Origin of the sequence: Flavobacterium sp. FlaQc-47, from assembly GCF_044006475.1 — a bacterium.
Taxonomy (GTDB): domain Bacteria; phylum Bacteroidota; class Bacteroidia; order Flavobacteriales; family Flavobacteriaceae; genus Flavobacterium.
In genome coordinates this window covers 117,291-129,742 of record NZ_JBIPCQ010000008.1, presented here as the reverse complement: position 1 = coordinate 129,742, position 12,452 = coordinate 117,291, and the positions used below count along the sequence as shown (strand labels likewise).

General features: G+C 32.7%; 17 protein-coding genes and 1 other RNA gene. 7 read left to right on the top strand and 11 right to left on the bottom strand.

The window, feature by feature from the left end; all coding sequences use genetic code 11:
- Positions 1-12: 12 nt before the first annotated feature.
- On the bottom strand, positions 13-318 hold the full coding sequence (locus tag ACHRVX_RS21250; RefSeq protein ID WP_395336012.1) for a hypothetical protein: 306 nt from the start codon (positions 316-318) through the stop codon (positions 13-15).
- A gap of 276 nt (positions 319-594) precedes the next feature.
- On the opposite strand from ACHRVX_RS21250, the gene ACHRVX_RS21245 reads away from it, so the two are divergent.
- Both ACHRVX_RS21245 and ACHRVX_RS21240 read left to right on the top strand, forming a co-directional pair.
- Positions 595-1,953 carry a sensor histidine kinase gene (locus tag ACHRVX_RS21245; protein ID WP_395336010.1) on the top strand — a complete coding sequence of 453 codons (1,359 nt, stop codon included), beginning with the start codon at positions 595-597 and terminating at the stop codon, positions 1,951-1,953.
- Between the two features lie 10 nt (positions 1,954-1,963).
- Positions 1,964-2,653, top strand: coding sequence for a response regulator transcription factor (locus ACHRVX_RS21240; RefSeq protein ID WP_395336008.1), 690 nt, complete (start codon positions 1,964-1,966; stop codon positions 2,651-2,653).
- A gap of 28 nt (positions 2,654-2,681) precedes the next feature.
- Here ACHRVX_RS21240 and ACHRVX_RS21235 read toward each other — a convergent pair whose 3' ends face one another.
- The gene (locus ACHRVX_RS21235) at positions 2,682-3,230 is read right to left on the bottom strand and encodes a hypothetical protein (protein WP_395336006.1); all 549 of its coding nucleotides are present in this window, start codon (positions 3,228-3,230) and stop codon (positions 2,682-2,684) included.
- Between the two features lie 225 nt (positions 3,231-3,455).
- Here ACHRVX_RS21235 and ACHRVX_RS21230 point away from each other — a divergent pair, with 225 nt between their 5' ends.
- Positions 3,456-3,650 carry a hypothetical protein gene (locus tag ACHRVX_RS21230; RefSeq protein WP_055096600.1) on the top strand — a complete coding sequence of 65 codons (195 nt, stop codon included), beginning with the start codon at positions 3,456-3,458 and terminating at the stop codon, positions 3,648-3,650.
- Between the two features lie 5 nt (positions 3,651-3,655).
- Here the strand turns inward: ACHRVX_RS21230 and ACHRVX_RS21225 are convergent, their stop codons facing one another.
- The 3 genes from ACHRVX_RS21225 to rnpB all read right to left on the bottom strand — a co-directional run bounded on the left by ACHRVX_RS21225 (position 3,656) and on the right by rnpB (position 6,437).
- The gene (locus ACHRVX_RS21225; protein WP_395336002.1) at positions 3,656-4,573 is read right to left on the bottom strand and encodes a ketopantoate reductase family protein; all 918 of its coding nucleotides are present in this window, start codon (positions 4,571-4,573) and stop codon (positions 3,656-3,658) included.
- Positions 4,574-4,836: 263 nt separating this feature from the next.
- Positions 4,837-6,087 (bottom strand): cation:dicarboxylate symporter family transporter, encoded by a 1,251-nt coding sequence (locus tag ACHRVX_RS21220; RefSeq protein WP_395335999.1) that lies wholly within the window; start codon positions 6,085-6,087, stop codon positions 4,837-4,839.
- A 32-nt stretch (positions 6,088-6,119) separates the two neighbouring features.
- Positions 6,120-6,437: RNase P RNA component class A (gene rnpB / locus ACHRVX_RS21215), an RNA gene on the bottom strand.
- A 124-nt stretch (positions 6,438-6,561) separates the two neighbouring features.
- On the opposite strand from rnpB, the gene ACHRVX_RS21210 reads away from it, so the two are divergent.
- Positions 6,562-6,855, top strand: coding sequence for a hypothetical protein (locus ACHRVX_RS21210; protein WP_395335997.1), 294 nt, complete (start codon positions 6,562-6,564; stop codon positions 6,853-6,855).
- Positions 6,856-7,193: 338 nt separating this feature from the next.
- Here the strand turns inward: ACHRVX_RS21210 and ACHRVX_RS21205 are convergent, their stop codons facing one another.
- The 3 genes from ACHRVX_RS21205 to ACHRVX_RS21195 form a co-directional block, all read right to left on the bottom strand.
- Positions 7,194-7,565: a LysM peptidoglycan-binding domain-containing protein gene (locus ACHRVX_RS21205; protein ID WP_395335995.1), complete on the bottom strand. Its 372-nt coding sequence runs from the start codon at positions 7,563-7,565 to the stop codon at positions 7,194-7,196.
- Between the two features lie 8 nt (positions 7,566-7,573).
- The gene (locus ACHRVX_RS21200; protein WP_395335993.1) at positions 7,574-8,050 is read right to left on the bottom strand and encodes a BON domain-containing protein; all 477 of its coding nucleotides are present in this window, start codon (positions 8,048-8,050) and stop codon (positions 7,574-7,576) included.
- 132 nt (positions 8,051-8,182) lie between these two features.
- Complete coding sequence (locus ACHRVX_RS21195; protein WP_395335991.1) at positions 8,183-8,668, bottom strand: cupin domain-containing protein; 486 nt, start codon at positions 8,666-8,668, stop codon at positions 8,183-8,185.
- Between the two features lie 207 nt (positions 8,669-8,875).
- On the opposite strand from ACHRVX_RS21195, the gene ACHRVX_RS21190 reads away from it, so the two are divergent.
- Positions 8,876-9,151, top strand: coding sequence for a hypothetical protein (locus tag ACHRVX_RS21190; protein ID WP_395335989.1), 276 nt, complete (start codon positions 8,876-8,878; stop codon positions 9,149-9,151).
- 92 nt (positions 9,152-9,243) lie between these two features.
- Here ACHRVX_RS21190 and ACHRVX_RS21185 read toward each other — a convergent pair whose 3' ends face one another.
- The gene (locus ACHRVX_RS21185; protein WP_395335987.1) at positions 9,244-9,693 is read right to left on the bottom strand and encodes a nuclear transport factor 2 family protein; all 450 of its coding nucleotides are present in this window, start codon (positions 9,691-9,693) and stop codon (positions 9,244-9,246) included.
- Positions 9,694-9,718: 25 nt separating this feature from the next.
- Positions 9,719-10,294 (bottom strand): hypothetical protein, encoded by a 576-nt coding sequence (locus ACHRVX_RS21180; protein ID WP_395335985.1) that lies wholly within the window; start codon positions 10,292-10,294, stop codon positions 9,719-9,721.
- Between the two features lie 409 nt (positions 10,295-10,703).
- Between ACHRVX_RS21180 and dnaX the strand changes: the two genes are divergently transcribed.
- Positions 10,704-11,789, top strand: a complete 1,086-nt coding sequence (gene dnaX / locus ACHRVX_RS21175; RefSeq protein ID WP_395335983.1) for a DNA polymerase III subunit gamma/tau — start codon at positions 10,704-10,706, stop codon at positions 11,787-11,789.
- 73 nt (positions 11,790-11,862) lie between these two features.
- On the opposite strand, the gene ACHRVX_RS21170 is transcribed toward dnaX, so the two are convergent.
- Entirely contained in the window at positions 11,863-12,042 is a 180-nt protein-coding gene (locus ACHRVX_RS21170) for a hypothetical protein (RefSeq protein ID WP_395335980.1), read from the bottom strand.
- A 31-nt stretch (positions 12,043-12,073) separates the two neighbouring features.
- Here ACHRVX_RS21170 and ACHRVX_RS21165 point away from each other — a divergent pair, with 31 nt between their 5' ends.
- Positions 12,074-12,448, top strand: a complete 375-nt coding sequence (locus ACHRVX_RS21165) for a DNA polymerase III (protein ID WP_395335977.1) — start codon at positions 12,074-12,076, stop codon at positions 12,446-12,448.
- The last annotated feature ends 4 nt before the right edge of the window (positions 12,449-12,452 follow it).

The following is a 12,452-nucleotide window of genomic DNA, read 5'->3' as shown; positions in this document are numbered from 1 at the left end:
TTTTTGATTATTTCAATCTATCTGAATGTAAATTAAGGGATTTCCTCTGCTAATAACCGAAATACTTTCTTTATCAGTACTCAACTGAATGCTTGGAAGTTTCGCCAGTAAATCAACAGTATTGAGAATTGAATTATAAATAGAATTCGAAACATCTACTTTTATATTTCCGTTTGTATTGGTAAAAGTCTTTTTGTTTTGGCTAATAACAACTTCATTTAAATGATTTGAAATACTGTCTTTTGGCGTTTCATTTTGTCCATATCCTGTTAGAGAAATAAGAAAAAAAAGGAGGATTAAAAAAAGTTTTAAAGGCAAATAAAGATTCATTTTAGGTTTGATTAAGATTATAATCTGCAAAAGTGCTTCTAAAAAAAAGTTCTGTAGGTTAATTGAAGGTTAATGCGGAGTTAACGCGCTTTTGGAACTATAAAAAGATTATTTTTGATTTTGAAAATATCCCGTAGATTTTACGGATTGAACGGGTTTGCACAGATTCGATTATTATAGAAATCTGGTTAAATCATTTTTATCTACGTGAAAAAATCAGTGTAAATCCGTTTAATACGCGTCATACGCGAGCCATAAAAACTAATGAAACAAAGAATCAATTTACTAATCGTGTTTTCTGTCATCGCATTAATCGTTTTATCAACGGTTCAATGCTATTTGGTAAAAACCACTTATGATTATAAAGTAGCACAGTTTCATACCGAAATCAAAAATGAAATTGCCAAAATTTCCAATAATTACAGTGATATTGATTCTGTAATTGTTGCAAAAAAAGAAGCACTTTACAAACAGCTGTCAGAAAATTATATTGAGAAGAAAAATACGAGGCTTGAAGTAAAAAAATACATTCTTGAAAATGAATATCAGGATGTTTTGACACAGAAAATCCAACGTAAGTTTGAAAGGGAATTACCTAATTTTAAAATAGATTTTGCCATTGTTCTCAATAAATTTATTCTGTACCAAAACACCAAAAAGGCAGATACAATTTTCTCTGAAAAGCCTTTTATCCAAAACAAATTATACGGCAATCTTGCGTCGTTAAATCATGCTTTTTTAGTTCGCAATTATGTTGGTACCACAAATGGCACTTACAAAAATCAAGACTATCAATTATTGACCGAGGATTCGATGTATATCTCTGTAATTGATTGGGAAATGATTATTTTAAGACGAATGACTTTCATTTTAATTTTGTCCCTACTTTCTATAGTAACTCTTATTACGCTTTTTGTAATTGCGATAAAGGCTTTAATCAAACAAAAAAAAGTAAACGAGATCAAAACTGATTTCATTAATAATATTACTCACGAACTTAAAACGCCTTTGGCAACTTTAGGAATTTCGACTAAAATATTAGAGCGAAAAGACATTCGTGATAATGACGAAAATTTTAATACAATTGTCAATACGATTTCACGACAGAACAATCGTTTACAAAACTTAATCGATCAGGTCATGGCGAATTCATTGGCAGAAAACGGAATCGATTTACAAAAAGAAACAATTGATACCGAAAGTTTTATAGCTGCAATAGTCAATGATTTTAAAATCACCTACCCTAAAATCGATATTAAAACCAATTTTCAAACCGGGAAAACAAATCTTGTCCTTGATAAATTTTATCTGACTACGGCACTTTTAAACGTACTTGAAAATGCCGTAAAATATGGTTCTAATACGATTACAATAAAAACAAATATCCACCAGAATCAATTTTCAATTAGCATTGAAGATGACGGAATTGGAATTGAAAAAAATAAACAATCACTTCTTTTTGAAAAATTCTATCGTGTTGAACAAGGAAATCTTCACAATACAAAAGGCTTAGGCTTAGGATTGTATTATGTCGATCAAATTATCAAAGCGCACCAGGGTTCTGTTAATGTTGTGAGCGATTTAGGAAAAGGAACGTTGTTTACTATTTTATTAAAAGTTTAATTACCTTATTTTGAAAAAATTACTTTTAGCGGAAGACGATTTTGATTTTGCCGCAATTTTAAAACAATATTTAGAACTGCATCAATTTGAAGTTACCTGTGCAGAAAATGGCGAAATAGCATTGGAGTATTTTAAAAACCAGATTTTTGATATTTGTGTTTTTGATGTTATGATGCCAAAATTGGACGGATTTTCATTGGCTGAAAAAATAATTACGATCAATCCTGAGGTTCCATTTATTTTTCTAACGGCAAGAAAGTTAAAAGAAGACAAAATCATTGGATTAAAACTAGGTGCAGACGACTATATCGTAAAACCTTTTGAAGTAGACGAACTGGTGCTGCGCCTGCAGAATATTTTAAAGAGAATCGAACAAAAGAGAAGCCTGGACGGAAATAATATAATTGAAATTGGTTCTTATATTTTTGATAATGAAAGATTGACCCTGAATAATAAAAATCATGTCCAGCAGCTCACAGAAATGGAAGCTGCCCTTATTGAATATTTATATCTCAACCATAACCAGTTATTAAAGAGGGATCAAATTTTAATGTCGGTTTGGAAAAAAGATGATTATTTCTCAGGGCGAAGTATGGATGTTTTTATCAGCAGACTTAGAAAATATTTTAATTCAGATCCGAAAATCAGTATTGAAAGTGTTCGCAATATTGGTTTGGAATTTAAAATAGAAAAACCTTGACGAATCAAGATTTTCTATTTTAAAAGAATTACTTTCCTATAACCCAACCCAAAGTTAAGTTACTGATGAGCACAAATTCAGTATCATATTTGTCAAAATTTACTCCGGGACCTAAATGTACTTCGAGATTGAATCTTCCTTTGTAAGTACGTTGGAAACCCCAAAGTGCAGCTAAGGTTAATGAAGGATCATAATTTCCATACCTTTCGTAGGTATTAAATGATTTAAAATTATAATAAACAGATCCAGCTACAAAGTTTCCTGAATTACGAGCGGTTCTTTTTCCTTTCTCCGCTCTTTTTTCTAAATTATAATAATGACGAAACTGCTCGTTTATTACAGGTAAAATGTACCAGCTTGTTTCATCATAATAGTCACTATGTACATAACCAACCCCTAAATTCAATTCAGAATACAAAGTATTTTTCGAGTCAAAACCATGTTCGTAAACAAAACCCGGCGATAATAAATTAATTTTAAATTGATTTTTAACCACAGCAGCAGGATCTTCATCCTGAGCCTGAATGCTATTAATTAAAAGAAAAGATAAAATTAAGAAAAGGTAATTTTTATTCATGTTTCGTTTTTAAATTGATGAGTCAAAAATAATATTAAAAAAATACAAACAACTTAAAAACAAATATATTTCTTAAGGCAAAATGATTCCTTAAATCATATTTGTGCGATGGTTATTAATAGTCAAAACTTGTACTGTGAATGATATAAGTTTTTTATACTAATTGTATAACATTTTCATTTTATGAAGATTATACATTTGTAATGAACATAAAAACCAAACATCATGAACCTAAAAAGATTTTTCGGAGGATTATTAACCATCCTTGGGATAGTTGGTTTGATTTACACTGCTGTTATTTTTGCAGGTACATCAGGCGAAACACGAGATATTAAATCATTAATTATTTACGGTATACTTGGAATCGTATTTTTCATGTCCGGAATTAGTTTAGTGCGCGCTACAAAAGACGAAGCATAAACTTATCAGGACAATAATACACTAGATATTTTTTCGTACAGAGGAGTTTTTACGCCATATTTTACACCTTCATTCACAACGAATTTTGTAAGCGAAGATGATTCTATTTTATTCCCTGCCAAATAATCCCTGTGCATAGATGAAGTCGCTTCTTTAGGCGATTTTTCTAGTTTTAAAATGGTTTGATTTACGATATCTTCCGGTAAATTCAAACCTTTTGCTTTCGCAACTAATTCAATTTCAGTCAGCAATTCAACATAAACCGCTTTAGATTCCGGATTGCTTAAAATTTGCCCAATATTTTGATTGAGGTAAGAAGTTGCAGAGGCTAGCGCAGATATAAAAATGAATTTTTCCCAAACCGTTTCTTCAATATTTTCAGCAATATAACTTTCTATTTTCGCATTTTGAAAAATAATTTGTAATTCATTTAGCTTTGAAACTGAAGCCGTTTTTGAACCAAAGAACAACTTTTCATAAAAACCGATTTTGCGAATTGTTCCGGGCGAAAATATCATCGAAATAATATAAACACAACCTTGTAAAACCTCATTTTTAGGAAATAGCTCAAGAATGCGTTCCGGAGCATCAACACCATTGTATAACGGAAGAACTACAGTTTTCTGAGTAATACATTGTTGCAACGAAAGCAAACTTTCCTCGATATCATACGTTTTAGTAGCACAGATCAAATAATCTAATTCGCCAATTTCATCAGGATTATTCGAAACTAATTTTGGATAAACAATAGCCTCCTCATCATCGGTAATGATTTTTAATCCGCTTTCAGCGATTGCTTTTTGGGTTTCACCACGAGCTATAAAGATAATTTCGACATCATAAGATTTATAGTAGGCTTTCGCCAAAAGTCCGCCAAAGTAACCACCTACTCCACCAAGTCCTAAAATTCCAATTCGTTTCATAAAATTCCATTTTTTTAAATTCCAAATTCCAATAATATAAATTAAACTAGAAACTCCGTCCTAAAGTCGTCAGTCTTTGTGGAGTTACGTGTGTGATTTCTCCCTCTTGGTCGAGATGACAAACCAAATATAAACTAAAATAAAAAATCTGCTTAATCTGCAAAATCTGCGTGAACCACACCATAAAAAAATCCGTAAAAATCCGCGCTTTCGCGAAAGCGAATCGTATCATCAGCGTGCCATTCTGCGCAAAGCCAAACAAATTATTCTTCTATAACAGGTTCTAAATTCAATTCAATAAAATCGTGTTCACTTTTAGAAATTACAATTGTCGCCACCGTATTCCCAATCAAATTGGTTATAGCACGTGCTTCGCTCATAAATTTATCAACGCCTAATAAAAATGCTAAACCTTCAACCGGAATTTTGTGCAACGCCGTCAAAGTCGACGCTAAAACAATAAATCCACTTCCGGTAACGCCTGCTGCACCTTTTGACGTAATCATCAAGATGCCGATTACGCTCAGGATTTCGAAAAAACTCAAATGCACGTCATACAATTGCGCCAGAAATATAACGGACATGGACAAATAAATCGAAGTTCCGTCGAGATTAAAAGAATAACCCGTAGGAATCACCAAACCTACAACCGATTTACTACAGCCCATTTGCTCCAGCTTTACCATAATACTTGGCAAAGCAGCCTCAGAAGATGAAGTTCCCAGAACCAGTAAAAGTTCTTCTTTTATATATTTTAGAATCGAAAGGATACTAATTTTATAATATCTTAAAATACTTCCTAAAACCAAAAACACAAACAAAGCCATTGTCAAATAAACACATAACATCAGTTTTCCAAGCGGAATTAAAGTTGCCAGTCCAAATTTGCCAATTGTAAATGCCATTCCGCCAAAAGCACCTATTGGCGCAAGATACATTACGTATTTCAAACCCGTAAAAACCACTTTTGAAGCACGTTCTAAAACCAGAATGGTCTGTTCTCTTTTTTTATAAAAGTTCAATACAATACCGCAAATAATTGCTGCCAATAAAACCTGTAATGTAAAGTTAGAAAAGAAGAATTGCAACCACGAAAAATGTTCGGCAGTTCCTTTTGTATATTGACTTGCATCGCCAAGTGTCAAACCTGATCTGTCAATTTTTCCGGGTTTAAAAAAGTAAGCCACGCTAACGCCAATTGCCAGCGCCACGGTTGAAACTACTTCAAAATATCCTAAAGCTTTGATTCCAATTCGACCCACTTTTTTCAGGTTTCCCATTCCGGAAATCCCCAAAACAATCGTCAGAAAAATAATTGGACCAATAAAAAGTTTGATGATATCGATGAAGCGTTTTCCTAATATTTCCATTTTCACGCCATTTTCAGGAGAAAAATGTCCGAGCAAAATCCCCGCAATAATAGCCATCAATACCCAAAAAGTAAGGTTGGTAATTATAGTATGAAAATTGCTTTTTTTAGGTTTATTCGAAGATTTTGGAGCGGTTATATTCATGAAGACAGATTAGGTGTATTTCACAAATATATAAAAAATGCAGACCTGTAAGCCGGATTCTGTCCCTGATAAATCAGAGCCTTATCATTTATCTAGATTCCGCATTACTACGGAACTCAAGCTACCTACCCTTCAACAACGGACGAGAAGCCCTTAAATGCTGATATACTTGGTATTTCACCGCATAGAGTTTACCTGGTTTCACTACAGCATTACCTGTACATACTTTCTGTTGCACTTGTCCTTGTCCCGAAGATTCGGGACCGACGGGTGTTACCCGCTATGCTTCTCTCTGGTGTCCGGACTTTCCTCCCCCCAACGAATTGAGCGACGATAAGGCGGTCTGCGCGGCAAAAGTAGCGATTTATACACTAACAATAATGATTTTAAATTTTAGATTTTTGACCTGTTTTCATAATGATTTAATTTTAAATTAGTTATCTTTAAAATCCATAATTTTAAAATTCAATTATCATGACTAGAATGTATCACTACGCAACTGTTTCAAAAGCTTTAGATCAACTTCATGAAAAAGGATTTACATGTGATTTTAATCTGAACTCAGATCTGATTAAAAAAAATCCTGAAAAATTTGAAATTGTACATGTGTATCGATACGAAGGGGAATCAGACCCTGGCGATGAGGCAGTTGTATACGGAATTAAATCAACATCAGGTAAAAAAGGCGTTTATGTAGCAGGTTTCTCCGCCGACTCAGATCAGGAAACTGTAAAGCTTTTAAACGATTTGACCATTAAAGGAAGATAAATAACAAGTCGGTGAGTTGAAATCAACCTTTAACTCACCGACAAAAATAAGTTTATGATTTAACCTGTAATTTTCAAACAATCAATTCTTCTGTCCTTTAATTTTTTTCATCTTTCAATTCAAAATTATATTTTTAAAATAGACTCTAACAACTAGTTCTCAATAAGAAGCAGATTGATTTTCAGGAGCCATTTCCTGCTATACGCTATATCTTTAAAATCGGCTTAAATACGCGTTTTCGCTTTAGCGAATCCGGGTCATCCGCGTCTCATCTCAACAATAAGCCAAAAAAAAAGTCCGCCATTAAGACGAACTTTCAATTACAACTCATAAATAAATTATGCTGTTGGTATTTTTATTTTCCAACCCGGTTGAATCAGGTCAGGATTTTTAATAATATCTCTGTTGGCTTCAAAAATTGATTCCCATGAAACGCCGTGTGCTTTGCCTATTTTTGATAACGAATCACCACTTGCAACTGTATATTCAGTTGTCGCGCCTTCGGTAACTTCAATATTCATTACTACATCACCTGCTCTAAAGTCAGGATCAATTTTTCCGTAAGCGTCCCAAATTTTTTGTTTATCATCTGCAGATTTTGATGTACCGTCAATATACAATACATTATCCTGCTCTCTCACCTGCAAATTAGCTATTCCTAAATTAGTAGCAAGATCTGTTAACTCTTTATATTTATCTTTTAAGCTCATGATATTTTTTATTTAATAGTTAACTTATTATCCACTTTTTTAGGCTTCAATTCCTGTACACTTTTTATTAGGTTTGGCAATTGGCTTTTCTTAATTTCTCCCGAAAGCGTTACAACACCACCAACAACAGTTACACTTACACCATCATAAGTATCTACTACTTTGTGTACTGCTTTATCTAATTCAGTATCCGGGCTAATGATCACAGCAGCTGCGGCAGTTTCTTCCGGCGCTACAATCTGGCAGTTGTTCACTACAGATTTTACTCCTTTAACTTCTTTTATAGAATTTTCAACATTTTGCTTCAATACATCATCTTTACAAATTCCGGATATTGTCGCAACACCGTCCTGTACTGTAACCTGAACTTCAGGAGTACTGCTTAATTTTGCACTGATTTCTTTTTGAATATCTGCATCTTTTGGTCCACAAGCTACTAACGAAATCGCAAGACCCATTCCTAATAAAACTGATTTAATCTTCATAATCGATATTTTTAATTTATTACTAATAAAGTTAAACGAATAAAAATATCAAATATTACATAATAATCTTACAATTTTATATTTTTTCAATTTATAAGTTTTGAAAAAAAATACAAAAGGACATTTCTTAATCTAATCCAGATAATTTTCCGGATATATAGTCTGACCGTATTTTTCAAAAAGAGTTTGTACTTTTTCTTTTTTAATCATTTCATCGTCTGCAGAGGCGTTTTCAATATATTCTGCCATTTCTTCAAACAAATTATCTAATCCTGCCGGACTTACGGTGCATAATAGTTGAGCTGTTTCGTTACTTAGATTTTTAAAGCCATGAATAATTCCGCCTTTTGGAATATTGATAAACGAATTTTTCTTAGCAACATAACTTCCCAACTCCGATTTAAAAGAAACTTCCCCTTCCAAAACATAAAAAGTCTCCGTAAAATCAGCATGAGAATGCGGATTTGGTCCTGCTCCCGGAGGAACCGACATTTCGATTACGGCATATTCTCCATTGGTTTGTTTTCCAGAAATAATGATTCGGTAATTTCCTCCGGCAATATTTAATTTTTGACCTTCGGTTTCATTTACGGTTATGATTGGGTTTGGAGTTTTCATGATGCTTTTTTATTGTATAATTTATGAAAAAACTTAATCGAGTTTTAAATTTATTCAAATCAAAAATACGGATTAAAGAAAAACTCTTTCCAACAAATATAGAAATTTGATACTAATGACTTTAAAATTTACATTATGGATTACCGTAATATTATTTTATTATTTGGAAATACCTTTCATAATTATTAATTAAAAACATATATAATTATGGCAAATTTTAAAAGAAGTGATTTAAAACTCACTTATTCTTGGACTGCATCTGCAGAAAATGACAATGCAAGAATTACTGGAGTTCCTGATAGTACTCTACTTGATCGACATGAAGGCTATGAAGTTCTTCCCTTTCTTAATCGATATTTAAACAATTCGACTTCAGTATCAACATTAAACAGACTGGAAGACGTTTTGCGCGATGAACTTCCTGGTTCAACCAGAAGTCATGCAAACGTTAAAAAATGGTTGGATGATAATTTCGACCTTTAGAAAGAGAGAAACCGCTCTATGAGCGGTTTCTATATGATTTTGTTAATTCAATTTGAGTTCACAAACGTGACATTCGTTTATACTTTAGACTGCTACTCATGTTGCGTTACATCATTATATTGCCAAAGCACATTTATTATTTTCCATTCTCCATTTATTTTTACAATGTGCATATAATCAATCCAGGCATCGGCTAATAATTTTACAGATGCTGTTCTGGCAGAAATATCTAAAAGCTTAATTTCCTTTCTTGGATTCTTTGGGAATTTATCTCCTTTTACATTGTAAGTTTCGGCGAGAATAATCATGTTTTCGGCAAAATATTCAGATACAAAATCTTTTTGGGCTGTTTTATTTCTAAAGACAGATCTTTTTACCATTCTTGGATGCAAAGCACTTTCCATCAATTTTGAATTTGGATTGTGTTGTGCTTCAATATATGCTAAAGCAACACGTTTTATGTCAAGGGTATCTTGCGCAGTTTGTGCCTGAAGTTGAAAACTACAAAATGCAATTGTGATAAATAAAAAATATTTTTTCATTAAAATTGAATTTTTATACAACACACTATTTAGAAATGATATCAAAAATGGTCTTTTCCTTTAATAATTTACCTTGCAAAAATGGAATCCCAACAGGAAAACACCATGCTCCGGCAAAATACAAAAAATCAGGAATTCGTTCGTTCTTAAGTAACAGCGTTATTTTTTTTGAAACAAAATAGCTGAGATAAATATAACTGGCAAATACTATCAAAGTATACAAACCTGCTATTATTCCCAGAATTGTCCAAATAGAATTATCTAATAAAACTTGTTTATGAGTGATATCAAGTTCGAGATTTAATATAAACTGAACGATACAATAGGAAAAAAATATCCAATATGAAATTTTAAAATACCGCTTATCTAAAATTTCCTTTTCTTCAACATAATAAACAATAGCCCAAGTCCAAATTAAATAGATTATAACATCTATAGTAATGGAAATAGTAAATAACGGAAAGATAAATTCAAAATCTGTAAACAATAATATAATGGTAATTATTGCTGTTATCGTCATCGAAAGAAAAGGAACTAATAGTAATATTATGGCTAAAGTTGCAGGTTTTAATTTTAAAATTTTATAAAATATTTTTTCCATTTTGATAAGGTTAGTTGGTTTTGGCTGTCGCTAAAATAATTCTTTTTTACTATAAATTACATTATATGTTGTTATCAATGTTTTAAGCCAATTAAAAGTCATAAAAGAATATTTTTTTTACATATAAACTTCATGATATTATTTCGTTTCAAATTAAGGCTTTGATTGCTATAATGATTGCAGTCCTTCGACTCCGCTCAGGAAGACAAACGATTAAAAAATCCATATTAATCCGCGTTTTCGCTTTAGCGAATTCGTTTTATCAGCGTTCAGTTTCCCCAAGGTTATATTAAAATCGCTCCTTACTTTATCCTATTCAAAAACACTCAAAAAACACTTGAATATTTATGAATTTCTGATTTGTGATTTGGTAAATTTCAGCCTATATTTGCTGTCGAATAAAAAGAATATGGAACAATTTGTAGTATCGGCTCGTAAGTATCGCCCACAAACCTTTAAGGATGTTGTAGGTCAGAAAGCCATTACCAGCACTTTGCTGAATGCTATTGACAGCAATCACCTTGCTTCTGCCCTTTTATTTACAGGACCGCGTGGAGTTGGAAAAACGACTTGCGCACGTATTCTGGCCCGTAAAATAAACCAGCCGGGATATGATGATCCTAACGAAGATTTTGCTTTTAACGTTTTTGAGTTAGATGCGGCTTCAAACAACTCTGTTGATGATATCCGTAGCCTGATTGATCAGGTTCGAATTCCGCCACAAACCGGGCAATATAAAGTCTATATTATTGACGAGGTCCATATGTTGTCTTCGGCAGCTTTTAATGCTTTTTTAAAAACATTGGAAGAACCGCCAAAACATGCTATATTCATTTTAGCAACAACAGAGAAACACAAAATTATTCCAACGATTTTATCTCGTTGTCAGATATTTGATTTCAAAAGAATCACCGTAAAAGATGCTAAAGAACATTTAGCGGAAGTTGCTACAAGTCAGGGAATCAATTTTGAAGACGATGCTTTGCACATTATTGCTCAAAAAGCTGATGGTGCAATGCGTGATGCTTTATCTATTTTTGACCGTGTAGTTTCGTACTGCGGAACTAATTTAACGCGTCAGGCTGTAACCGAAAACCTTAACGTTTTAGATTACGAAACTTACATTAGTATTACTGATTTACTTTTAGAAAATAAGATTCCGGATCTTTTATTGGCTTACAATGATATTTTGTCAAAAGGCTTTGACGGACATCATTTTATTGCCGGTCTTGCGTCGCATTTTAGAGATTTACTGGTAAGTAAAACTCCTGCTACAATCTCTTTACTTGAAGTGGGTGAACAAGCACAGCAAATGTATGGCGTACAAGCTCAAAAATGCTCTCAGGAATTTTTATTAAAAGGAATTGATACTGCTAATGATTGTGATTTAAAATATAAATTGAGTCAGAATCAGCGTCTTTTAGTTGAATTATGCTTAATGCAATTGGCCTCTATCACTTTTGATGGAGAAAAAAAAAAGTTGAGCAATTCATAATTCCCCCTACTTATTATCGAAATAGCGGATATTCAATAGTTGAAGTTGAAAGTCAAAAGTCAAAAGTCGAAAGTCAACCTGAGACTGAAAAAACAACTGTAAATATTGCTGTTGAAGCTCCAAAAAAGGATGAAACTCCTGTAACTCCTAAAGCTGAAGCTCCTGCCACTCCAAAAACTGAAGTTAGTGGTGAACCTAAAATTTCGGCTTTTTCATTATCGAGTATTCGAAAGAAAAAAGAATTGGAAGCCACCAATAAATCTTATGTAAAACCTACGTCGGTAATGCCTACGGAAGAATTTACAGAGACTGAAATGTTAGTAGAATGGAATAAATATGCACAACGTTTAGGAGATAAAGGTTTAAAAATTATGGAATCGTTATTACTTATCAACGATCCTACTTTAGACGGGACTACGATTACTCTTGAATTACCAAATGAAGGTTCTAAACTGGATTTTGAAAGCCAGATTAATGGACTTTTAGGACATTTAAAAGGTCATTTGCACAATCACGACATCACAATTCATGTTAATGTAAATGAAGCGGTTGAAAGCAAAAGAAGTTTAAATGATCAGGACCGTTACAATCGCTTATTAGAACTGAATCCAAATATTGAGCTTTTACGTTCTACTTTTGGATTGGATTTACATACTTAAGATT